Origin of the sequence: Cognatitamlana onchidii, from assembly GCF_004804355.1 — a bacterium.
Taxonomy (GTDB): domain Bacteria; phylum Bacteroidota; class Bacteroidia; order Flavobacteriales; family Flavobacteriaceae; genus Cognatitamlana; species Cognatitamlana onchidii.
This window is the reverse complement of sequence record NZ_SRWZ01000007.1, coordinates 101,576-123,819: the sequence shown is the minus strand read 5'-3', so window position 1 is coordinate 123,819 and position 22,244 is coordinate 101,576. Positions and strand designations below refer to the sequence as shown.

The following is a 22,244-nucleotide window of genomic DNA, read 5'->3' as shown; positions in this document are numbered from 1 at the left end:
CCATTTGTATATTAACCATGTTTTTTGGAGTAATCGTTGCTCCAAGGCTATGTGATGCGCAAGTTGATTTTAATAAAACTCCAGATGATGATTTAGGGGATATAGAAGACAAATTTCAGGAGTCATTTTATGAGGGCCTAAAACAAAAAAGTATTGAAAATTTTGATAAGGCAGTTGAAGCTTTTACAGCATGTGTGAATTTGGATAATACTGTGCCCGTACTTTATTTTGAATTAGGGAAATGCTACAGCAAACTCAAAAATTTTGATGCTGCCGAAAACGCCTTTAAAGAAGCTGTTGCCAAGGCCCCAGATAACGAATGGTTTTTAGATGAATTGTACGGGTTCTACGCTGCTCAAAATGAGCATGAAAAAGCTATTGAAACCGTGAGACTTTTAGTTAAATATCATCCAGACTATAAAGAAGACCTTGCTGCCCTGTATTTAAGAACCGAAAAATATGACGAAGCTTTAATTATTTTGGATGAATTAGACGCTGAGTTTGGTAATTCTGTAAGTAGGGATATGATGAGAAATACTATTTATAACGCTACCGGAAGAAAGGACGACCAAATAAAGAATTTACAACAGCGCTTAGAGAACAATCCTGAGAAGGAGTCAAATTATTTGGCTTTGATTTTTAGGTACAGTGAGAATAATGAAAAGGAGAAAGCCTTTAAAGTGGCTAAAGAACTACTTAAGATAAACCCAAATTCTCAAAAAGTGCATCTGGCATTATATAAGTTTTATTTGGAAGACAATGAGACTGAAAAGGCCATCGAGTCTATGAAAATAGTGGTTAAAAGTCCAGAAATTAAGCCAAATGCGAAACTAAAAGTCTTAGCAGACTTTGTGTCTTTTGTAAAAGCGCACCCAGCGTACGAGGCCGATTTAGTGGAGGCTACAGCATTGGTAAGCAATACTAACGATAGCAAAACACTTATAGAATTGGGTCAGTATTATTTAGCCAAAGGAGAAAAGGAGAAAGCACTAAACTATTTTGAATCGGCTTTATCGTTAGAACCAAATAATTTTAAGGTTTTAAAGAGCACCATATTGCTGCATATCGATTTAGGCATGTATGAAAAAGCTCAAATCATGACCAAAGAGGCTTTAGGCAAGTATCCCTCTCAGCCTTTGCTATATTTGCTGGACGGTGTTTCACAGAACGCATTAAATCATCCAAAACTTGCTATAGAATCTTTAGAGCTTGGCCTAGATTACATAATAGACAATAATAGCATGGAGGTAGATTTTTATAAACAATTAAGCAAAGCATACAGCTTATTAAACAATACCTCTAAGGCAAAAACGTTCAGTGATAGAGCAAAAGAATTACAATCTGGAAATTAATGGGAAAATATATCTGCGTTTTAATCAGTATTTTATTCGTTTTTGTAAGTTGTAAGTCGGTTAAAACAGCACGTGCTGGTGAAGCTAACTTTAAACTATCTACAAGGCAACTTATTAAAGAAAACAGCAGGCAGGCAGCAAATTTCGAAACACTTCAAGCAAAGCTTAAAATTAATATTATTCAAAAGGGCAAGTCTCAAACACATTCTGTTAGTTTTAGGGCAAAAAAGGATGAAGTTTTATGGATTAATGCTACTTTTTCGGTGATTAGAGCTATGGTCACCCCCGAAAAAGTAAGTTTTTATAATAAGCTAGACAATACCTGTTTTGAAGGTGATTTTAAGTATTTAAGTGATTTATTAGGCACAGAATTAGATTTTGAGAAAGTACAAAACTTACTTTTTGCCGAAACACTTTACCCGTTAAAATCAAGTGAGTATTCCTCTGAAGTAGACGGCGAGTCCTATATTGTTCAACCTAAAGAGCAACAGGCCCTCTTCGAAATTTTCTTTTTGCTTTATCCAACTAATTTTAAAGTAAAGTCACAGCAAATTTCACAGCCTAAAACCTTTAGGCACCTTCAAATAGATTATTTATCATATCAAGAGATAGGGGCGCAATTAATCCCTGAAAAGATTAAGGTTATAGCGGTTGAGGCCAACGAAGAAACAATAATTAACCTTGAATATAAAAATGTTTCTTTAAACGAAGCACTCAGGTTTCCTTTTAAAATACCTGCAGGATTCAAAAAAATTGAACTTGAATGATTAGAGCCAAATCATTGTGTAAAAATATTGCTATAATAGCTATTCTGTTATGTGTAGGTTTAGGGTTTTCTCAAAACAATAAGCAAAAGCAGTTAGAATCGCGCCGTCAAGAATTAAGGCGTGAAATTCAGAAAATTAATGCGTTAAGGGCTGAGAATAAGTCAAGAGAAAAATCACAATTGTCTTTAATTGAAGATTTCAATTATAAAATTAATGTCTTATCAAATTTAATAAAGGTCACTAATCAACAAGCAAATTTACTTACACGTCAAATCAATTCAAACCAAAAGAAAATAACGGTTTTAAGAGATGAACTTGAGCAGTTAAAAGAAGACTATGCCGATATGATTGTGAAATCTTACAAAAGTCGAAATCAGCAAAGTAAAGTCATGTTTCTTTTATCCTCTGATGATTTTAAACAAGCCTACAAGCGCTTGCAATACATTAAGCAGTATTCGGAGCATCAAAGACAGCAGGGAGAGATTATAAAGCAAAAAACAGTTGATTTACAAGAGATAAATGTGAAGCTATTGGAGCAGCAACAAGAAAAAAAGAAATTAATTGCCGAAAACAGGATTACTCAAAGGTCTTTAGAAGAAGAACGAAAGGGACATCAGGTGCTGATGGCTTCCATTAAGAAAAACTTATCTAGATATACAGCACAGATTAAGAAAAAGCAAAGAGAAGCAGCTAAAATAGACCGAGAAATTGATAAAATTATTAAGGCGGCTATTGCTAAATCAAACAAAAAAGCAGGAAAGGCCACATCGTCGAAAACATTTGCTCTAACAGCCGAAGAGAAGGTTTTGGCTTCCAACTTTATGGCGAACAAAGGAAAGTTGCCATGGCCGGTAGAACGCGGCGTAGTAAGGTTAGGCTATGGTACCCAAAGGCACCCTATAGACCGTTCTTTAACCATTAAGAGTAATGGCGTGAGAATTGCAACTTCAAAAGGTGCCAAGGCCAGAGCTGTTTTTAATGGTGAAGTGAGTGAAATTATTAAGTTGAAAAATGTAAACCCTATTGTTATGATACGCCATGGTAATTATTTAACCATTTATAAAAATCTAGCATCGGTGTACGTAAAAAAAGGAGATAGAGTGACTACAAAACAGAGTATTGGAGAGGTGTTTACAAACCCTAGTAATGGAGAAACCATTTTGAGTTTTACTATTTCAAAAGGCTTTAATACAGAAAACCCTGGAAGCTGGATTTATAAAATGTAAGGTTGTTTTCTAGTACGTACACATTTAACCTAATCACATTATTAAGATAGTGTTTTCAAAAAAATATCGGGGCAATCGAACCGATTTATCTCGTCCTAACGTGCGTATATATGGAGCTCTAAACAATTTAAACCCTTACAACAACATAACCTTTTTTTGTTTTTCTGTAGTGTTTTCCATTCCAAACATAGTACCGTTGACCTTTAATTTTAACAACCCTATAGTGTTTAGGAGGTGTTTTAATTACAGTAACTTTTGCTGGTCTTGGAGTTACATGGGTAGCACAGGAGGAGGTGCTTAATACAACACTAAAAATGAATAACATTAAAGTAAGTCTCATAGCATTTTAAATTTGGTTCTGCTTTTAAGACTCACAAAAACTATAAAGGTTTAATTACTCAAATAGAGCTTTTAACTCGCTGGCTTGTTCTGGACCTATTTTTCCTGCTAATAGAAGGCTTAATTGTTTTCTTCGTAAAGCCGCTTCATACCGTTCTATTTCTAAGGGCGTGTCTGGAATAATTTCGGGTATGCTTATGGGTCTTCCTGTTTCGTCTACAGCAACAAAGGTATAAATAGCCTCGTTGGCTTTGGTGCGTTCGCCAGACTCTCTATCTTCGGTCCAAACATCAATATAAACTTCCATAGATGTTTTAAATGCCCTAGAAACTTTGGCCTCAACAGTAACAACACTTCCTAAAGGAACAGCTCTGTTAAATGCTACGTGGTTTACTGAGGCCGTTACAACAATACGTCTTGAGTGTCTGCGGGCAGAGATACTGGCGGCTCTATCCATTCGTGCCAATAACTCTCCGCCAAATAGGTTGTTTAAAGGATTTGTTTCACTGGGAAGAACCAAATCGGTCATTATGGTTTTTGATTGTTCTGGAGTCTTTGCTTTCATCACCAATTTTTTGATGTGCAAAGTTACATATTTTAAAGCTGTAAAACGGAGTTTAGCGCAGGATAGACTAGTCTAATCTTTTAACTAGAAGCCATGCTTCGCTGTTGTGAGTCCTCTTAATGTTTCTAAGTGCTTTTAGAGCGTCTAATCGGCCTTCATAGCTGGCATAAACTACCTGATGAAGTCCATATTTGTTGGCTCCTATTTTTCTAGCACTATACCCTTGGGCTTTTAGTTGCTTAACTTTTTTATCGCAATTGCTTTCAATTCTGAAGGCCCCAGCTACAATATGATAATTACCCGTTTGCTTCGTAACATTTAAAGTAATGGACGGCAATGGGTTTAAGTTAAAAGTGGCTTGTTGTATTCTCGAATCTAATTCCTTAATGGCTTCTTCTTGAGCTAACTGGTTATGAGCTTCAATCTTATCTACGTAAAACTTTGAAGCCCCAAAACCGCCAAGAGTAAGCGCAATAAGGGCTACAGCAGCGTATTTTAAATAAGGTCTTGACTTACGTTTTTCTGGAGTAACTGCAATAGGAATAACGCGTTCAATAGATTTAACTTCTTCCTTAAAAGATTCTCGTTTTACCTCAGCGGACACAAATTGGGATAAACCAAAAGCATCTGTTAAATAGTTTAACTGATATGTTGGCTCAAACAATATTTTCCCCTCGTTATTAAAAACAATGTCGCCAATATTTTTAAACGTTAAGGTTTCTCCTTGGGTTAAATACGATTTTAAAAGTTTGACACGTTTTGCAATTTTTTTGTTAGCAACCTCAAATGGAATTTTTTCAATGTCGGCGATATAATGTGCTAATAAACCATCATTTTGTTGAATTTGCTCATTAAAAGACAGTACTTTTTTAGGAGCATAAAATGTATGAGACTCAGGTTCAATAGTTGCCGACACGCACTGCGTTAAAAAAGACCCAAAGTCAGGAATGGTAACGCATTCATATCTATAAAGTAAATCGCTAATGTAGGTTTCTAATTGCATACGACCAAAGTTAAAAAATTATGCTTTTTGTAAAAATTTAGTCTTAACTATTTATTAACAGGGCAAAAATTCTTTTATTGTAATTTCATTATCAATGATATAGAATGACCGAAAATGATTTGCTCTATACTTTAGCACTCCAACACGTTCCTAATGTTGGAGATATTTTAGCCAAACGTCTTATGGCTTCTTGCGGTTCGGCGGAAGCGGTGCTTAAAGAAAAAAGACAAAATTTATTGAAAATAGATGGTATAGGTAGTGTTACGGTTACTGAATTAACAAAGGCAAATCATTTAAAGGAGGCTGAAAAAGAGCTAGAGTTCATCAAAAATAATGGTATTAAAACATCTTATTTTAAAAGTGAAAATTACCCTGAAAAGCTAAAGCATTGCATTGACGCTCCCATTTTACTATTTCAAGTTGGAAATATTGATTTTGATAATCGACCAATAATTAGTGTGGTTGGCACTAGAAAGATTACGACCTATGGTATAGCATTTTGTGAAAAACTAATTGAAGAACTAGCAATTTACAATCCAATAATAGTTTCTGGCTTTGCATACGGTACAGATATCACGGCACATAAAGCAGCGATACAGAAGGGCCTACAAACTATTGGGTGTTTGGCACACGGACTTAATCAAATATACCCTAGGGTTCATAAAAAGTATATGGTAGACGTTGAGAAGAATGGTGGGTTTTTGTCCGATTTTTGGAGTACCGATATATTTGACAAGAATAATTTTTTAAAACGAAATAGAATTATTGCTGGATTAAGTGAAGCCACGGTGGTGATTGAATCTGCTGAAAAAGGAGGAAGCTTAGTAACAGCCGATATTGCAAATTCCTATAATAGAGATGTTTTTGCTGTTCCGGGTAGGATTTCTGATAGCCAAAGTATAGGCTGTAATAATTTAATTAAACATCAAAAAGCCCATATGCTTACAACACCTTTAGATGTCCCGTATTTGCTAAACTGGCAGCTAGATAATGTTGAAAAACCAGCTATACAGAAACAACTTTTTGTGGAGTTAGATGGTAGCGAAAAAGTCATTTATAATTACCTCAAAGAAAACGAAAAACAACAATTGGATACGATTGCGCTTCATTGCAGTTTACCCATTTTTAAGGTGGCAAGTATGCTTTTAAATATGGAATTAAAAGGGGTGGTTAGGCCTTTACCTGGAAAATTATTTGAGCTGATTTAAAAATTGATTTTTAAAATCCAGATGTCTTCAAAATAGTCTAGTTTAGAAAGTTCCTTTTGCCTTTCGTAAATAAGAACGGGGTCTTCATCTCTATCTAAATAAACATAAGTCCATCCGTTTTTGGGATTAATATAGGACTTGGTTTCAAATCCTTTGGCCTTCAGGATAGTCATCCAGTTTGAAGCATTGCTTTTTGAAGCAAATACATTCGTTACCAAGTAATATCCTTTTTCAATGGATGGAATAGATAAGGTTTTAAGATTTTTTATTTTCTCTAGGTCTTGGTCTATTATTGGTTCTTTATTTTTTTCAATGACCAAGATAGATTCCGTGTTAGTTTTGCTTTCTAAGAAAATAGGATTGATTTCTGTTTCAAAAGCGACGAAAAACAAATAGAACTGATCTGCTTTAGAGTTAAAACTAACCTGGGCATGTCGCATATTATTTGAAATAATACTATTATTAGAATTAGGGATTTCCATTTTTAGCAAATCAAACCCTAATGTATTCTCGTTATTTGGGACTCTATTATTATAAAAGCTTTCATTAATAGTAATACTACCATTAAAAAAATTAAGCTTGGGCCTAAGTCTATTAAAAAGTGGGATGTAGGTTTCACTTTTATAATCTAGAAAAGAACAAAAATCTGTTTTAAATTTTTTATCACCTTCTAAGGCACCAAGTAAAATCGATGTTTTTATTTGCCCAGTTTCAGGGGCTTTAAAATCTTCAAAAACAATATCTACAGGTTTTTTAAAAACATTAATAAAACCATTATAAGCTGTAAAATATTTTGGCGAACTATTGTCGTCTTCGAATATAACATAAAGTAGCCAACCCCCAGCTGCACCACCGGAAAGCATACCTTGTGTTGCTTTTATATTGGCTACCGTATATTCTCCATTATGTTGCTTTAAGTTTTGTAATATCGAAGTCACATCGGCGTAGCAAACATAAGGTTTGGTTTCAGGAAAGGCATGCTCTTTGTTAAAACTATCATATATAATACGACCTTTAATTGGGCGGTATTCGCTGTTTGGAGTTTTAAACAAAATGGAATTAACGTCGGTAGAGCGTATATTATCGCCTTCGTAGAACATTTGTTTTATGTTCTTATTATGTCCCGATAGTTTTTTTGTTACCGTGCGGCCTTTATCATATTTATATATCGCACTCCAATATAATGCGGCGTATGCTACTTTTTGACCTTTTTGCGTTGTTTCTAAGGTAGCTTTACTAGAACTAAAAGTGGTTTTATCCTTGTCAACATCTATATATCTTAAACTTAAAACATCGTTGAAAGAGTTGCCTTGATAGGTTTTAGTTGGGTGGGTGCTAACTATATTATTTCCTATTAATGTAGAATAGCCTTTTGTGTAAACTTTTTTATTTGAAGAAAATGGCAATCCGTTTTGGGCTTGAAAACTATAGATAGCGAATAAGGAAATTACTAAAGCTTTCTTAAACATAATCTTAATTTTTAATTAATACCCAACTTTCTCTCTTACTCTACTTAAAACGTTATTAGCAATTAATTTCGCTTTTTCGGCACCAACAGCCAGAGCTTTATCAACCTCGTTCAGGTTACTCATGTAGTAGTTATACTTTTCGCGCGGAACCGCAAATTTTTCAACGACTAATTCATAAAGGGCCTGTTTAGCATGTCCATAGCCGTATCCCCCATTTTCATAATTAGCTTTCATGGTTTCAATTTGTGCAGCAGAGGCGAGTAAACTATAAATAGCGAAACAATTACAGGTTTTCCAATCTTTTGGATCTTCAAGCGGGGTGCTATCCGTTTGAATTCCCATAATCTGTTTTCTAAGTTTTTTATCAGTTAGAAAGATATTTATGGTATTGTTTCTACTTTTACTCATTTTCTCACCATCTGTTCCTGGAATGAGCATGGTATGTTCCTGAATTTTTCCTTGAGGCATTACAAAGGTATCGCCAACTTTAGCATGAAAACGCGACGCCACATCACGAGTCATTTCAATATGTTGTAATTGGTCTTTTCCAACGGGAATAATCTCGGCATCATAAAGCAAAATATCGGCAGCCATTAACATAGGGTATGTAAATAAACCCGAATTCACATCTTCTAGTCTATCTGCTTTATCTTTAAAACTATGCGCTAAGGTTAAACGTTGATAAGGAAAAAAACAGCTTAAATACCAAGATAGTTCTGTTACTTGAGGAATATCACTTTGTCTGTAAAATACCGTTTTTTCAACATCTAGGCCAAACGCAAGCCAAGTGGCAGCCGTTGAGTAGGTGTTTTCTCGTAATACTTTAGCATCTTTTATTTGAGTAAGTGTATGCAGGTTTGCTATAAACAAATAAGAATCATTTTCTGGGTTTTCAGCCATTTTAATAGCCGGTAATATAGCCCCTAAAATATTACCTAAATGTGGGGTTCCTGTACTTTGAATACCTGTAAGTATGCGTGCCATAGTTTTTCCAATAAGGCGCAAATTTAAAGATAAGTTCCGCAATAAAAAAAGGAGGCTCTTACCACTTTTATAAAATCACCTAATTCATTATTTTTTAAAAAGCCCTGCAATGAATAATATGGCACAGGCGCCAATAACACCTGTAAGGATATCACCTACTAAACCGCCTGTTATTGAGATTCCTATGGTGGCAAATAACCAATTACCAACAACGCCTCCAATTATACCAATTATAACATTAAGTAAAAGTCCAAATCCACCACCCTTCATTAGTTTTCCTGCTAGCCACCCAGCTATCGCCCCAATTAATAATGCATATATCATAATTCAAGATTTAAGTTATTTGATTTAAAGATAATCAATTTATAATAGTACTTTTAGGCACGATGAAGGTATTAAAGTACATCTTCTGGACACTCTACCGTGTTTGGTTTTACATATTGGTAACCTTGCCAATCATTGTTTTATTCCCAATACTTCTTGTTTCCATATCTAAAGAATCGTGGTATCCGTTTTTCTTTAAGCTTGCCAGATTATGGGCCAAGTTTATTTTGATAGGCATGGGATTTGCTTATCTTATAGAACGTGAACAAACGCCCGAGATAGGAAAAAGTTATATGTTTATTGCAAATCATACCTCCATGGCAGATATCATGCTGATGTTGGTTTCTATTAAAAACCCTTTTGTTTTTGTTGGAAAAGCAGAATTAGCAAAAATTCCTCTTTTTGGTTTTTTTTATAAGCGAACATGTATTCTTGTTGATAGGAGTTCGGCTAAAAGTAGACAAGCCGTTTTTTTAAGAGCACAGCGAAGAATAAAGTCTGGATTAAGCATATGTATTTTTCCTGAGGGAGGCGTTCCTGAAGAACATATTGAATTAGATGAATTTAAAGATGGTGCCTTTAGGTTGGCAATAAACCACCAAATACCAATAGTACCTCTTACTTTTGGGGATAATAAAAAGCGACTTTCATATACTTTTTTTAGCGGTGGACCTGGTAAAATGCGGGTTAAAATTCACAAATTTATTGATACGAAAGGATTAGAAATTGAAGATACGAAACCTTTGAATATTCAGTCAAGACGAATAATAAAAGATCAGCTACAAGAATTCAATTCATAAAACATAAAAAAACTGTTTGTTTTACCAAACAGTTTTTTTGACATTGATTTTGAGCTTAATTAAAATCAATGTCCAGATCTAACCAAAACCTAGAACTTTATTGCAAACCCAGTGTAAACACCAATAAAGAACGGTGTGAAATTACCCGATGTATTGCTAAATGTGTTAAATTGATATTTAAAAGTAGGCTCTAAGTTCAAATCAATTTTCTTTGAAAATCTATAGTTTAAACCGAGGCCTACATTGGCACTGTAACTAATATCATTTATATTATTGGCTTCTCCCAGATAAGATCTAGTGCCATTATCTATTTCAGAATATATTTCATTACTCTCTAAGAAAAAGGAACTAAACCCGCCAATAACGTTAATACCTACTCTTTTATCGACAAAAGTATATTGAACCTCTAAAGGTACTTCTATATATCCAAACGATTGATTTATTGAAGAATTAGTGCTAATTACAGTATTTAATGAGCTATTACTTTCTATGGATTGATCGCTTGCAACGGCCAAGCTCGTACTAGATTCGTTAACATTTCTTAGAGCGCTACTACCAACACCATTTGATTGATAAACGATAATATCGTTTGTGTTGTAGCCCAAATTAACTTTGTTAATACCAGAGCGTATTTTTAGTTTTTTGTTTATTGCATAACTGGTAGCAATCCCATAACTCATGTTTACATCGCCAGTTTTAGCATTATTATTAAATTGCCCATCTATAGTAGAACCTTGGCTTAAAGTATTGAAATAAACAGGCGCAATATTAGGGGCAACGCTCCATCTGTTTTCAGGGATGTTACTAGGTGTTATATCTTTGTTTTTGTCAATGGCTTCTTCAATGGTTAACGTGTTTTCATTGATATTTGTTTTGCGAAGATTGTTGGCGTTTTTTTCTTGAACCGTACTTAGCGCTACACTATTTTGTTTAGAGGCTAAATTGTTAAAGTCTTCTTTATCAATTATAGGGCTCTCAAGTTGCGCATTTTGTTCTTTTTTATTTGTTTCTGTACTGGCAATCTTTTGATGTTTATCAGAAATATTAGAAGAAGCTACTACCTTATTAGAATGCTCTTGTTGATTGGATAATAACTGGTTGCGCTGGTTCACTTTTGAATTAGGACTGGTTATAATTGTTTGACCATTTGAGCTCGTAAAACCATGCTGAACTTCCTGTTTTTGTTGAAACAAGGTGTTTTCTGAGTTCGTGTTAGAATTAGATGACGCATTATCAATTACCTCATTATTTACAACACTAGTAGAACTTTTGTTTAAATTTTGTAGATTGTTTAACTCTTGCGATTCGGTATCGACAACTTGAATATTTGGGGTTGTTTGATTATTCTGTAGGTACAGACCCCCTAATGATAAAAACAAGAGTAGTAAAGCTGCAACCCCGGTATAGCGCCACCATAAAGGGATTATACGGCGCTTCCTGTTCTTTTTTTCAAGACGCTCTTCAATAGTATTCCATACGGAATCACTAGGTATGGCCTCAAAATCTTTAAAGCTCTCCTGAAAAATTCGATCTATATGTTTCTTTTCGCGCATTATAAGGATTGCGTGTGTTCTTGTTCTTTAATTCTGTATTGTTCTATAGTTTGTCTCAAAATTTGTCTAGCCCTTGCTAAATTTGATTTTGAAGTACCTATATTTATGTCTAGCATACTTGCTATCTCTTTATGAGAATAACCGTCTAACACATAAAGGTTAAAAACCAATCTGTATCTATCGGGTAATTCTTGAATAATCCCTAATAAATAATCAATGGAAATACGGTGCTCATCAATTTCTACTAAAGGGTCTTCAATAATATGTTCATTTATAAGCTCAAACACCTTTTCATTTCGATAACGCTGTAAAACAGTGTTAACCGTTATTCGTTTTATCCAGCCCTCAAAGGATCCTTTGTGCTTATATTGCTCAATTTTTTTAAAAATTGTGATAAAAGCATCCTGCAGATTGTCTTCAGCTTCACTGCGGTTTCTAGAATACTTTAAGCATATGGCAAACAATTTACTGGCAAACAGATGGTACAGTTCGCTTTGCGCTTTAGTATTTTGCTTTTTACAATTTTTTATGAGTTGATCTAAACTCACTTAAACCTCTATTTTAGTTATTACTAGTTCAATATCACTGTTTTTATGGAGCTAAAAATGGCTTTATCTAAAAATTTGATTACAAAACCATTAATGAGTCCTTAAAATACAACTTCAGCAAATTACAATATTTTTTCACCAAAGACAATAAGAGCGTAAAACGCAAATAGATGCTTGTACGTTGAAGATGTCAATTAGGTTAAAAGGTTGCGTTAGGGGGCAAAAAAAATCCCGTAAAAACGGGATTTTAATTTATTTTTCTGCGACTAGGGTCCTTACTTTGGTTTCAAGTTCGTCCATGAGTTCAGGGTTGTCTTTTATGAGTGCTTTAACAGCATCTCGCCCCTGTCCTAATTTAGTCTCATCATAACTAAACCAAGACCCACTCTTTTTTACAATGTCGTATTCAACGGCTAAGTCTAAAATTTCACCTACTTTAGAAACGCCTTCTCCGTACATAATATCAAATTCGGCCATTTTAAAAGGTGGTGCTACCTTATTTTTTACCACTTTTACGCGCGTTTTATTACCTGCTACTGTACCGTCCGATTCTTTTATTTGCGTAGACCTTCTTATGTCTAATCTTACCGAAGCATAAAATTTAAGAGCATTACCCCCAGTTGTGGTTTCTGGGTTTCCAAACATAACACCAATTTTTTCACGTAATTGGTTAATGAAAATAACCGTACAATTTGTTTTACTAATAGACGAGGTTAGTTTTCTAAGCGCTTGCGACATTAAACGTGCGTGTAATCCCATTTTAGAATCGCCCATTTCTCCTTCAATTTCACTTTTGGGAGTAAGTGCTGCCACAGAATCTACAACAACAATATCAATCGCCCCCGAACGAATTAAATTATCGGCAATTTCTAAGGCTTGCTCACCATTGTCTGGCTGAGAAATAATGAGATTATCAATATCTACACCTAGTTTTTCTGCATAGAACCTGTCGAATGCATGTTCAGCATCAATAAATGCTGCAATGCCTCCAGATTTTTGAGCTTCTGCAATAGCGTGTAATGTTAGCGTTGTTTTTCCCGATGATTCTGGACCATATATTTCAATTACTCGCCCTCTAGGATACCCTCCAACGCCTAATGCAATGTCTAATCCTAAAGACCCAGATGAAATGGCATCAACATCTTGTATGGCGGCATCACTCATCTTCATTACGGTTCCTTTTCCGTAAGCCTTATCTAATTTGTCTAATGTTAGTTTAAGTGCCTTTAATTTAGCGTCTTTTTCAGTGCTCATGTATCTTGTTTTTTCTTAATTGTGTAGGCTAAAATACTATATCTTTTATCATATCACAATAATAGTTTTCAACACAAAAAGTAGATACCATATAAAATTATTTAGCTTGTTCACGCAACCTTTTTGTTTGTCGAGTATCTTACTTATAAGTAAGGAAATTTTTGCTATCAAATTTATCAAAGAATCCTATTGACTAACTCAAACTAACTCAAAAAGGCATTTAAATATTTAGTTTTAAATGCCTTTTTTTTTGTGATTCGGCTTAACTTGCTTTTAAAGTTGTATTTTTGCGCCTCAAATATTTCTAACTCCGCATGTATGCGGCTTTAACCTTAAAATTAGTATAGCATGCAACTGTACAATAAATTAAGTGCTAAAGAAAGAGCTGAGTTAATCGAGAAAGCAGGAAAAGATCGATTAACCTTGTCTTTCTATCAATATGCCAAAATTGAGAACCCTCAAGAATTTAGAGATCAATTATTTGTAGTTTGGAATGATTTAGATGTTCTAGGTCGTATTTATGTTGCAACAGAAGGTATAAATGGTCAACTTTCCTTGCCCGCTGATAAATTTAATGCCTTTAAATCCCATTTAGATACCATTACATTTTTAAAAGATATTAGACTGAATGTGGCTGTAGAGCAAGACAACATGTCTTTTTTGAAATTGAAAGTTAAAGTACGTCATAAAATTGTGGCTGATGGTTTAAACGACGATTCCTTCGATGTCACCAATAAAGGGGTGCATGTTGGTGCCGAACGTTTTAATGAACTTATAGAAGACGAAAAGACGGTATTGGTAGATATGCGCAATCACTACGAAAGTGAAATAGGGCATTTTAAAAATGCGATCACCCCCGATGTTGATACATTTCGTGAATCTCTCGATATTATTGGAGACGATCTAAAATCCTATAAAGAGGACAAGAATTTGGTTATGTATTGTACTGGGGGAATCCGTTGTGAAAAGGCAAGTGCTTATTTTAAGTATAAAGGCTTTAAAAATGTATTTCAGCTTGAAGGAGGGATAATTGAGTATACCAGACAGGTGAAAGAACAGGAGCTTGAGAACAAGTTTATCGGGAAAAACTTTGTTTTTGATGAGCGAAGAGCAGAAAAAATAAGTGAGGATGTTATTGCCTGTTGTCATCAGTGCGGTAATCCTGCCGATGTCCATACCAATTGTGCCAACGATGCGTGCCATTTGCTATTCATACAATGCGAAGCGTGTAAGGAGGAAATGAACAACTGCTGTTCAACAGCCTGTAAAGAGATTCATGCTTTACCTTATGAAGAACAAAAGGCTTTAAGAAAAGGTCAGGGAAATAGCAATGATATCTTTAAAAAGGGAAGAGCAGATCATTTACCTTATAAAAAGGATTTACGGAATATCTTCGAAACGTTAAAAACAGATAAACTAAGGTAAGCGTTATGCAAAAGATTGAATTAATGGCACCAGCGGGTAACTTTGAGTCACTTCAGGCTGCTTTAGATAATGGTGCAGATTCTGTATATTTTGGTGTGGAACAACTTAATATGAGAGCTAGGGCCTCAATAAACTTTACTTTAGATGATCTTTCTGAAATAGCTAAACGTTGCAAAGCCAAAGAGGTTAGGAGTTATTTAACCCTAAATACAATTGTTTACGACCACGACTTATCAATAGTAAAAACCTTAATAAAAAAAGCCAAAGAAGCAGATATTACAGCGGTTATTGCTATGGATCAGGCGGTTATAGCCATGGCAAGAGAGGCGCAAATGGAGGTGCATATATCAACTCAAATAAATGTAACCAATATTGAAACGGTTAAGTTTTATGCCATGTTTGCAGATACTATGGTGTTAAGCAGGGAGTTAAGTTTACGACAGGTAAAAAAGATAACCGAGCAAATTAAAAAAGAGCAAATAAAAGGGCCTTCAGGTAAGCTAGTAGAGATCGAAATATTTGGTCACGGTGCCTTGTGTATGGCGGTTTCTGGGAAATGTTATCTGAGTTTACATTCTCAAAATTCATCTGCAAATAGAGGGGCTTGTAAACAAAATTGCAGAAAGAAATATACAGTGATAGATCAGGAAACTGGTTTTGAAATGGAATTAGATAATGAGTACATCATGTCTCCGAAAGATTTGTGCACCATTGATTTTTTAGATGAAGTGGTTGATGCAGGAATTAAAGTACTAAAGATTGAGGGCCGAGGAAGAGCGCCAGAGTATGTGGCTAAAGTAATTAAATGTTATAGAGAAGCTATAGATAGTATTGAAAGCGGCACCTATAGTAAAGAAGAGGTTGTCTCATGGATGCAAACTCTGGAAACCGTTTACAACAGAGGCTTTTGGAGCGGTTATTATCTTGGTCAAAAATTAGGAGCTTGGAGTAAAGGTTCTGGTTCGCATGCTACACAGAAAAAAGTATACATTGGTAAAGGAACACATTTTTTCCCAAAAGCCATGGTAGGCGAGTTTAAAATTGAAGCTTATAATGTGACTGTAGGCGATACCGTTTTGGTAACAGGGCCAACAACAGGAGCACAAGAGTTAGTGGTGGATCATATGTTCGTGAATGATGAAAAATTATCAGAAGCTTTAAAGGGAGATATGATTACCTTGAAGTTGCCATTTAGAATTCGTCAATCAGACAAGCTTTATAAAATTGTTGAAAACAAAGTAGAAGTCTAATGGTTGTAGTTACCTTACAACGTAATAAATGTATTGGGTGTAATTATTGTGTAGAATTAGCGCCTAGTCAGTTTCAAATGTCAAAGAAAGACGGCAAAACGGTATTACTGCATTCTAATAACAAAAAAGGGTTTTTCACGCTCAAGTCTAACGACGAGGTAATTTTCGAAGCATGCGATAATGCTGCCAAAGCATGCCCTGTAAAGATTATCTCTGTAAAACAGGTTTAACTTGTTAAAAATCTCCTTTTTAAGTCCTGATAATAATCATATATTTACAGATTATAAAACAGTATGAATCTTCATTCGTAATAATATAATTATTAACGAATTCAATATATAAAATATGGCTTGCGCAAGTTGCTCAACAAAAGACGGCTCTCCAAAGGGTTGCAAGAATAATGGTACTTGTGGAACAGACAGTTGCAATAAATTAACCGTTTTCGATTGGTTATCGAATATGTCTCTTCCTAGTGGTGAAAAACCTTATAACTGGGTTGAGGTACGGTATAAAAATGGTAGAAAAGAATATTACCACAATACTGAAAATTTAACCTTAAGCATCGGTGATATTGTTGCTACACAAGCAAAAGCAGGTCATGATATTGGTATGGTAACTCTTACAGGAGAGTTGGTGCGTATCCAAATGAAGCGCAAAAATATATCAGAAGATACTGAAGCAGCCTTAAAGATTTATAGAAAAGCTTCTCAAAAAGACATCGATATTTGGCAAAAAGCTCGGGACAGAGAAGAGCCTATGAAGGTAAAAGCGCGCCAGTTTGCCATCGATCTCAAGCTTCAAATGAAAATTTCAGATATTGAATTTCAGGGAGATGCCAGTAAGGCTACGTTTTATTACACTGCAGAAGAACGTGTTGATTTTAGAGAATTAATAAAGGTGTTTGCTCGAGAGTTTAGAACCCGTATTGAAATGAAGCAAGTTGGGTTTCGTCAAGAGGCGGCAAGACTTGGGGGTATAGGATCCTGTGGAAGAGAGTTATGCTGCTCTACGTGGTTAACAGATTTTCGTTCGGTAAGCACCTCGGCAGCAAGATATCAGCAGTTATCATTAAATCCTCAAAAACTGGCAGGGCAATGTGGGAAACTAAAATGCTGTTTAAATTATGAGCTAGACACTTATCTTGATGCCTTAAAAGATTTCCCGAAAACAGATACCAAACTCTATACAGAAAAAGGAACTGCTGTATGCCAAAAAACAGATATTTTCAAAGGCCATATGTGGTATGCTTATGAAGGAGAGTGGATGAATTGGCATAAGATTACCACGGTTCAGGCCAATGAAATTATAGAACTCAACAAAATAAAAAAGAAAATTGCTAGTCTTGAAGAATACGCATCGGATTTGGTTGAAGATACTAAAACTGAGTTTGAAAACGTTGTAGGTCAAGATAGTTTAACACGTTTTGATGGTCCAAAACGTAATAAAAAACGTAGAAATAATAGAAGGAAAGGGAATCAAAAAAATAAAAGCACGGAGTCTAATAAAAACAAGACAACTACTGCTGCAACCCCTAAACCAAAAAATAGAAATAGAAACAAAAAAAGAAAACCTCAAAACAAAAAGAATGCTACAAAATAGAGTCTTGTTATTTTTTTTGATAGGTTGTTTTATGCTTGTTGGTTGCGATTCCAATCAAGTTTTCGATAAATATAAATCGGTTCCAGAAAAATGGCATAAAGATTCTATAATAAGTTTTAATCTAACCCCTCCCGATTCAATAAACCCTTACAATCTATTTGTAAATCTAAGAAACACCAATGCTTATAAGTACAACAATTTATTCCTAATAGTTGAAATGGTTTTTCCTCATGGTAAAACCGTTAAGGATACTCTAGAATATAAAATGGCAGAGCCTAGTGGAAAACTTCTTGGAACGGGTTACACAGATATAAAAGAAAACAAGTTATGGTATAAAGAACAGGTTGTGTTTAATGAACTAGGCGAATATACTGTAAACATTCAACATGCCATGAGGGAGCAAGGAAAGGTGAATGGGGTTATAGAGTTGGAGGGCATTACCGATGTTGGATTTAGAATTGAAACCCTAACGCAAAAATAACCAACGGAACTTTTAAAAACTTAAGGCTACCTTTAACTTAAGAGACTTATACTATGGCTAAAGCAAAAAAAGACACAAAAGCGGTTCAAGACTTTTCAAAATATATACGTTGGTTTTGGATTATCTTCTCAGGAGCAATTTTATGTGTAGCACTACTGTTTTTATTAGCTTCTTGGGGTGCTTTTGGTGAAATGCCAGATCATACCCAATTAGAGAATCCAAAAACGAATTTAGCTACCGAAATTATTTCTTCAGATGGAAAAACTTTAGGGAAGTTTTACTTTAATGATAATAGAACACCTGTTAGCTATGATGAATTGTCAGAATATCTTGTAGAGGCATTGATTGCAACCGAGGATGCTAGATTTTATGAACATTCGGGTATTGATGCTCGTGGTACATTAAGGGCAGCTGTTAAACTAGGAAGTGGAGGTGGAGCAAGTACTATTTCTCAGCAACTAGCGAAACAATTGTTTCACGGGGAAGGATCAAAAAATATTGTTGAACGTGTGCTTCAAAAACTAAAAGAATGGGTTATAGCCATTCGATTAGAGCGTCAATACACCAAAGAAGAGATTATTGCACAGTATTTTAATATTTATGATTTTTTGAATAATGCTGATGGTATTAGAAGTGCGGCCAAAATATACTTTGGCAAAGAACCAAGAGATCTAGAGTTGAAAGAAGCCGCTATGTTAGTGGGAATGTTTAAGAATTCATCACTTTTTAATCCGAGAAGGCGACCTGAATTGGTGAAAGAAAGACGCAATGTAGTTTTGGCTCAAATGTATAAGTATGATTTTATAGATGAACACCTAAAAGATTCTCTTCAAGCAACAGATTTAGATTTAAACTATTCACCAGAGTCACATCGCGAAGGTATTGCCACTTATTTTAGGGGGTATTTGGACGGTTTTATGAAAGATTGGATTAAAAAGAACCCAAAGCCTGATGGTTCAAAATGGAATTTGTATAACGATGGGCTAAAAATATACACCACTATAGACTCTCGCATGCAGCAGTACGCGGAAGATGCAGTGCAGCAGCATATGCCTAGGTTACAAGCCGAGTTTTTTAATCAAAATACACCTAAACGAAATCCAACGGCACCATTTTTGGATTTAGATCAGGAAGAGATTAAGGCGCTTATGAATCGATCCATGAAACAATCAGAACGCTGGCGGCATATGAAGTACGATCTTAAAAAGTCTAATAAAGAAATTGAAGAATCTTTTTATAAGCCTGTTAAGATGTCTGTTTTTGCATGGAAAGATGGGAAGCCTTCAGAGATTGATACCATACTTAAACCCATAGACTCTATGCGGTACTATAAAATGTTTCTAAGAACGGGCATGATGTCTATGGATCCGCAAACAGGGCATGTTAAAGCTTGGGTTGGAGGTATGAATTATAGGCATTTTCAGTATGATATGGTAAAGCAAGGTAAACGTCAAATAGGTTCAACCTTTAAACCTTTGGTTTATGCCACAGCCATCGATCAATTACACTTTTCTCCTTGTGATGAATTTCCCGACACCCCTTTTTGTATAGAGGCCAATAAGTTTGGTAACCCAGAGGAATGGTGTCCAAGAAATTCGAATGGTGAAAATGATTATGGTGGTACTAGAACCTTAAAAAATGCGCTTGCAAACTCTGTCAATACCATTACGGCCAGATTAATTGATAAAGTAGGGCCACAACCGGTAGTAAATTTGGCAAAAAAATTGGGAATTGAGTCAGAGATTCTTCCCGTTCCTGCAATTGCTTTAGGGGTATCTGAAATTAGTGTTTACGAAATGGTGGGAGCCTATTCAACGTTTGCTAATCAAGGTGTTTATACGAAACCCGTTATGGTTACAAGTATCGAAGATAAAAACGGTACTATTTTGTACCAGTTTAAGCCAGAAACCAGAGATGTTTTAAGTGCAGAAACAGCTTATGTTGCAGTTAAACTTATGGAAGGGGTTACACAGTCTGGTTCAGGAGCGAGGTTAAGAGGAAGGGGCAGAGATAAGGTAAGAGTAGATTATAGAGAAATAATAACAGGCTACCCTTATGAGTTTGAAAACCCTATTGCTGGAAAAACAGGAACCACGCAAAACCAAAGTGATGGTTGGTTTATGGGTATGGTGCCAAATTTAGTAACAGGGGTTTGGGTTGGAGCAGAAGATAGAGCGGCTCATTTTAAATCCATTACCTACGGACAAGGAGCAGCTATGGCATTACCTATTTGGGGCGTATACATGAAAAGCTGTTATACCGATGAAACTTTAAATATATCTAAAGCCGAGTTTGAAGCGCCAGAGAACCTTTCTATTCGTGTGGATTGCTCGGGCAGTGATAATCCTGAAGATATCGATAATAATACGCTCGAGGATGATCTCCCAGAGCTAGACTTTTAAAAAAAATCTAGGGTACTTTCTAAAATATTGAAAACCATTCTTTAATTAAAGAATGGTTTTTTAAATTGTTATTGTTTAGAACAAATTATTCAATTATTCGTAAATTTAGACAGCATAAACTGAATAATAATGATAAATAAGAAAGTGTCTAGCGTTGAAGAAGCTCTTATAGGCGTTACTAATAATATGACATTCATGCTTGGTGGTTTTGGTCTTAGCGGTATTCCCGAAAATGCCATTGCACAATTGGTAAAACTTGGGGTGAGCGGACTTACATGTATTTCTAATAATGCAGGAGTTGATGATTTTGGTTTGGGGTTGTTATTACAGCAAAAACAAATAAAAAAAATGGTTTCGTCATACGTGGGTGAGAATGATGAATTTGAGCGTCAAATGCTCTCTGGGGAATTGGAAGTAGAACTTATTCCTCAAGGTACTTTGGCCGAACGATGTAGAGCTGCACAGGCAGGTTTTCCAGCAATTTATACACCAGCTGGTTATGGTACCGAAGTAGCTGAAGGTAAAGAAACTCGTGAATTTGATGGGAAAATGTATGTTTTAGAACATGCTTTTAAAGCCGATTTTGCGTTTGTAAAAGCCTGGAAAGGTGATGAAGCAGGTAATCTTATTTTTAAAGGAACAGCAAGGAATTTCAATCCAAATATGTGCGGAGCTGCTAAAATTACAGTTGCTGAGGTTGAGGAGCTTGTACCTTTAGGGGAGTTAGATCCTAATCAAATTCATATTCCTGGAATATTTGTTAAACGTATTTTTCAGGGAGCTGTTTATGAAAAACGAATTGAACAGCGTACTGTAAGACAAAAAAGTACTTAAAGCGGCTATGGTTTTACCCCAAAAAAAGAACTAGGATATAAGCTTTTATATGTTGTAACTGTATAAACCAAAAGAAATGTTAGATAAAAATGGTATTGCTAAGCGTATAGCAAAAGAAGTTCAGGATGGTTATTATGTGAACTTAGGAATTGGTATTCCAACGTTAGTAGCAAATTACGTAAGGCATGATATTGAGGTTGAATTTCAAAGTGAAAATGGGGTTTTAGGAATGGGGCCTTTCCCCTTTGAGGGTGAAGAGGATGCCGATATTATTAATGCAGGAAAGCAAACTATTACAACCTTACCTGGAGCAAGTTTTTTTGATTCTGCACTAAGCTTTTCAATGATAAGAGGACAGCATGTTGATCTTACCATATTAGGCGCTATGGAGGTTGCTGAAAACGGCGATATTGCCAATTGGAAAATTCCAGGGAAGATGGTTAAGGGAATGGGAGGTGCAATGGATTTAGTGGCGAGTGCAGAAAATATTATTGTGGCCATGATGCATACTAATAAACGAGGGGCCTCAAAACTCTTAAAGAAATGTTCGCTTCCGTTAACGGGAGTGGGCTGCGTAAAAAAAGTGGTAACCAACATGGCTGTGCTAGAAGTTACTCCAAGGGGTTTTAAACTGTTGGAACGGGCACCAGGCGTAAGTGTGGACGATATTAGGAATGCGACTGAAGGCCGTTTAATTGTTGAAGGCACTATTCCTGAAATGGTTCTGTAAGTAAAAAAGTAGGTGTGGTTTCGATGAAATAAGGGCTAAATGTTAAATAAATAAACATTTCATCGAATTAATATGTTTTTTAACGATTAAATTGAAAATAAATTCGATATTAGTACTCCCAAAAAACAAGT

The 22,244-nt window shown here is 35.3% G+C and carries 22 protein-coding genes; 13 read left to right on the top strand and 9 right to left on the bottom strand.

All coding sequences use genetic code 11. From position 1 onward, the window contains the following. Positions 1–17: 17 nt before the first annotated feature. The 3 genes from E5D58_RS13380 to E5D58_RS13370 are packed head-to-tail and all read left to right on the top strand — an operon-like array spanning position 18 to position 3,345. Positions 18–1,352: a tetratricopeptide repeat protein gene (locus tag E5D58_RS13380; RefSeq protein ID WP_235835919.1), complete on the top strand. Its 1,335-nt coding sequence runs from the start codon at positions 18–20 to the stop codon at positions 1,350–1,352. Then, positions 1,352–2,119 (top strand): DUF4292 domain-containing protein, encoded by a 768-nt coding sequence (locus E5D58_RS13375; protein ID WP_136482605.1) that lies wholly within the window; start codon positions 1,352–1,354, stop codon positions 2,117–2,119. Before E5D58_RS13380 ends, E5D58_RS13375 begins: the two co-directional genes overlap by 1 nt. Further along, positions 2,116–3,345, top strand: coding sequence for a murein hydrolase activator EnvC family protein (locus E5D58_RS13370; protein WP_136482603.1), 1,230 nt, complete (start codon positions 2,116–2,118; stop codon positions 3,343–3,345). Before E5D58_RS13375 ends, E5D58_RS13370 begins: the two co-directional genes overlap by 4 nt. 127 nt (positions 3,346–3,472) lie before the next feature. On the opposite strand, the gene E5D58_RS13365 is transcribed toward E5D58_RS13370, so the two are convergent. From E5D58_RS13365 to E5D58_RS13355, 3 genes are all read right to left on the bottom strand, one after another. Then, on the bottom strand, positions 3,473–3,685 hold the full coding sequence (locus E5D58_RS13365; protein ID WP_136482601.1) for a DUF6515 family protein: 213 nt from the start codon (positions 3,683–3,685) through the stop codon (positions 3,473–3,475). A gap of 54 nt (positions 3,686–3,739) precedes the next feature. Beyond that, complete coding sequence (locus tag E5D58_RS13360) at positions 3,740–4,249, bottom strand: acyl-CoA thioesterase (protein ID WP_136482599.1); 510 nt, start codon at positions 4,247–4,249, stop codon at positions 3,740–3,742. A gap of 67 nt (positions 4,250–4,316) precedes the next feature. Continuing rightward, entirely contained in the window at positions 4,317–5,252 is a 936-nt protein-coding gene (locus tag E5D58_RS13355; RefSeq protein ID WP_136482596.1) for an HU domain-containing protein, read from the bottom strand. A gap of 104 nt (positions 5,253–5,356) precedes the next feature. Between E5D58_RS13355 and dprA the strand changes: the two genes are divergently transcribed. After that, on the top strand, positions 5,357–6,460 hold the full coding sequence (dprA, locus tag E5D58_RS13350; RefSeq protein WP_136482594.1) for a DNA-processing protein DprA: 1,104 nt from the start codon (positions 5,357–5,359) through the stop codon (positions 6,458–6,460). Here the strand turns inward: dprA and E5D58_RS13345 are convergent. The 3 genes from E5D58_RS13345 to E5D58_RS13335 form a co-directional block, all read right to left on the bottom strand. Next, a complete protein-coding gene (locus tag E5D58_RS13345) occupies positions 6,457–7,929 on the bottom strand; it encodes a hypothetical protein (protein WP_136482592.1) in 1,473 nt (490 codons plus the stop codon). The two genes, dprA and E5D58_RS13345, sit on opposite strands and share 4 nt — an antisense overlap. Before the next feature lie 15 nt (positions 7,930–7,944). Continuing rightward, positions 7,945–8,913: a tryptophan--tRNA ligase gene (trpS, locus tag E5D58_RS13340; protein WP_136482590.1), complete on the bottom strand. Its 969-nt coding sequence runs from the start codon at positions 8,911–8,913 to the stop codon at positions 7,945–7,947. An 87-nt stretch (positions 8,914–9,000) separates the two neighbouring features. Beyond that, entirely contained in the window at positions 9,001–9,237 is a 237-nt protein-coding gene (locus tag E5D58_RS13335; RefSeq protein WP_136482588.1) for a GlsB/YeaQ/YmgE family stress response membrane protein, read from the bottom strand. A 62-nt stretch (positions 9,238–9,299) separates the two neighbouring features. Between E5D58_RS13335 and E5D58_RS13330 the strand changes: the two genes are divergently transcribed. Further along, on the top strand, positions 9,300–10,037 hold the full coding sequence (locus tag E5D58_RS13330; RefSeq protein ID WP_136482586.1) for a lysophospholipid acyltransferase family protein: 738 nt from the start codon (positions 9,300–9,302) through the stop codon (positions 10,035–10,037). Between the two features lie 89 nt (positions 10,038–10,126). Here the strand turns inward: E5D58_RS13330 and E5D58_RS13325 are convergent, their stop codons facing one another. From E5D58_RS13325 to recA, 3 genes are all read right to left on the bottom strand, one after another. After that, on the bottom strand, positions 10,127–11,590 hold the full coding sequence (locus E5D58_RS13325; protein WP_136482585.1) for a PorT family protein: 1,464 nt from the start codon (positions 11,588–11,590) through the stop codon (positions 10,127–10,129). Beyond that, a complete protein-coding gene (locus E5D58_RS13320; RefSeq protein ID WP_136482583.1) occupies positions 11,590–12,138 on the bottom strand; it encodes an RNA polymerase sigma factor in 549 nt (182 codons plus the stop codon). Before E5D58_RS13320 ends, E5D58_RS13325 begins: the two co-directional genes overlap by 1 nt. 252 nt (positions 12,139–12,390) lie before the next feature. Continuing rightward, the gene (gene recA / locus E5D58_RS13315; RefSeq protein WP_136482581.1) at positions 12,391–13,392 is read right to left on the bottom strand and encodes a recombinase RecA; all 1,002 of its coding nucleotides are present in this window, start codon (positions 13,390–13,392) and stop codon (positions 12,391–12,393) included. 348 nt (positions 13,393–13,740) lie between these two features. Between recA and trhO the strand changes: the two genes are divergently transcribed. The 8 genes from trhO to E5D58_RS13275 all read left to right on the top strand — a co-directional run bounded on the left by trhO (position 13,741) and on the right by E5D58_RS13275 (position 22,113). After that, positions 13,741–14,817 (top strand): oxygen-dependent tRNA uridine(34) hydroxylase TrhO, encoded by a 1,077-nt coding sequence (trhO, locus tag E5D58_RS13310; protein ID WP_136482579.1) that lies wholly within the window; start codon positions 13,741–13,743, stop codon positions 14,815–14,817. 5 nt (positions 14,818–14,822) lie between these two features. Then, the gene (locus E5D58_RS13305) at positions 14,823–16,067 is read left to right on the top strand and encodes a U32 family peptidase (protein ID WP_136482577.1); all 1,245 of its coding nucleotides are present in this window, start codon (positions 14,823–14,825) and stop codon (positions 16,065–16,067) included. After that, positions 16,067–16,297, top strand: a complete 231-nt coding sequence (locus E5D58_RS13300; protein WP_136482575.1) for a ferredoxin — start codon at positions 16,067–16,069, stop codon at positions 16,295–16,297. The genes E5D58_RS13305 and E5D58_RS13300 overlap by 1 nt, the downstream gene beginning before the upstream one ends. A gap of 115 nt (positions 16,298–16,412) precedes the next feature. Further along, complete coding sequence (locus E5D58_RS13295) at positions 16,413–17,666, top strand: PSP1 domain-containing protein (protein WP_136482573.1); 1,254 nt, start codon at positions 16,413–16,415, stop codon at positions 17,664–17,666. Further along, on the top strand, positions 17,653–18,147 hold the full coding sequence (locus tag E5D58_RS13290) for a gliding motility lipoprotein GldH (RefSeq protein WP_136482571.1): 495 nt from the start codon (positions 17,653–17,655) through the stop codon (positions 18,145–18,147). The genes E5D58_RS13295 and E5D58_RS13290 overlap by 14 nt, the downstream gene beginning before the upstream one ends. A 53-nt stretch (positions 18,148–18,200) precedes the next feature. Continuing rightward, positions 18,201–20,549, top strand: coding sequence for a penicillin-binding protein 1A (locus E5D58_RS13285; RefSeq protein ID WP_136482569.1), 2,349 nt, complete (start codon positions 18,201–18,203; stop codon positions 20,547–20,549). Between the two features lie 129 nt (positions 20,550–20,678). After that, positions 20,679–21,383, top strand: a complete 705-nt coding sequence (locus E5D58_RS13280) for a CoA transferase subunit A (protein ID WP_136482567.1) — start codon at positions 20,679–20,681, stop codon at positions 21,381–21,383. Positions 21,384–21,459: 76 nt separating this feature from the next. Continuing rightward, positions 21,460–22,113 carry a CoA transferase subunit B gene (locus E5D58_RS13275; protein WP_136482565.1) on the top strand — a complete coding sequence of 218 codons (654 nt, stop codon included), beginning with the start codon at positions 21,460–21,462 and terminating at the stop codon, positions 22,111–22,113. Positions 22,114–22,244 lie beyond the last annotated feature (131 nt).

Excerpts from the sequence above, each read along its gene's own strand:
- E5D58_RS13380 (WP_235835919.1), top strand. The coding sequence starts at position 18 with ATGTTTTTTGGAGTAATCGTTGCTCCAAGGCTATGTGATGCGCAAGTT.
- E5D58_RS13375 (WP_136482605.1), top strand. The coding sequence starts at position 1,352 with ATGGGAAAATATATCTGCGTTTTAATCAGTATTTTATTCGTTTTTGTA.
- E5D58_RS13370 (WP_136482603.1), top strand. The coding sequence starts at position 2,116 with ATGATTAGAGCCAAATCATTGTGTAAAAATATTGCTATAATAGCTATT.
- E5D58_RS13365 (WP_136482601.1), bottom strand. The coding sequence starts at position 3,685 with ATGAGACTTACTTTAATGTTATTCATTTTTAGTGTTGTATTAAGCACC.
- E5D58_RS13360 (WP_136482599.1), bottom strand. The coding sequence starts at position 4,249 with ATGAAAGCAAAGACTCCAGAACAATCAAAAACCATAATGACCGATTTG.
- E5D58_RS13355 (WP_136482596.1), bottom strand. The coding sequence starts at position 5,252 with ATGCAATTAGAAACCTACATTAGCGATTTACTTTATAGATATGAATGC.
- dprA (WP_136482594.1), top strand. The coding sequence starts at position 5,357 with ATGACCGAAAATGATTTGCTCTATACTTTAGCACTCCAACACGTTCCT.
- E5D58_RS13345 (WP_136482592.1), bottom strand. The coding sequence starts at position 7,929 with ATGTTTAAGAAAGCTTTAGTAATTTCCTTATTCGCTATCTATAGTTTT.
- trpS (WP_136482590.1), bottom strand. The coding sequence starts at position 8,913 with ATGGCACGCATACTTACAGGTATTCAAAGTACAGGAACCCCACATTTA.
- E5D58_RS13335 (WP_136482588.1), bottom strand. The coding sequence starts at position 9,237 with ATGATATATGCATTATTAATTGGGGCGATAGCTGGGTGGCTAGCAGGA.
- E5D58_RS13330 (WP_136482586.1), top strand. The coding sequence starts at position 9,300 with ATGAAGGTATTAAAGTACATCTTCTGGACACTCTACCGTGTTTGGTTT.
- E5D58_RS13325 (WP_136482585.1), bottom strand. The coding sequence starts at position 11,590 with ATGCGCGAAAAGAAACATATAGATCGAATTTTTCAGGAGAGCTTTAAA.
- recA (WP_136482581.1), bottom strand. The coding sequence starts at position 13,392 with ATGAGCACTGAAAAAGACGCTAAATTAAAGGCACTTAAACTAACATTA.
- trhO (WP_136482579.1), top strand. The coding sequence starts at position 13,741 with ATGCAACTGTACAATAAATTAAGTGCTAAAGAAAGAGCTGAGTTAATC.
- E5D58_RS13305 (WP_136482577.1), top strand. The coding sequence starts at position 14,823 with ATGCAAAAGATTGAATTAATGGCACCAGCGGGTAACTTTGAGTCACTT.
- E5D58_RS13300 (WP_136482575.1), top strand. The coding sequence starts at position 16,067 with ATGGTTGTAGTTACCTTACAACGTAATAAATGTATTGGGTGTAATTAT.
- E5D58_RS13295 (WP_136482573.1), top strand. The coding sequence starts at position 16,413 with ATGGCTTGCGCAAGTTGCTCAACAAAAGACGGCTCTCCAAAGGGTTGC.
- E5D58_RS13290 (WP_136482571.1), top strand. The coding sequence starts at position 17,653 with ATGCTACAAAATAGAGTCTTGTTATTTTTTTTGATAGGTTGTTTTATG.
- E5D58_RS13285 (WP_136482569.1), top strand. The coding sequence starts at position 18,201 with ATGGCTAAAGCAAAAAAAGACACAAAAGCGGTTCAAGACTTTTCAAAA.
- E5D58_RS13280 (WP_136482567.1), top strand. The coding sequence starts at position 20,679 with ATGATAAATAAGAAAGTGTCTAGCGTTGAAGAAGCTCTTATAGGCGTT.
- E5D58_RS13275 (WP_136482565.1), top strand. The coding sequence starts at position 21,460 with ATGTTAGATAAAAATGGTATTGCTAAGCGTATAGCAAAAGAAGTTCAG.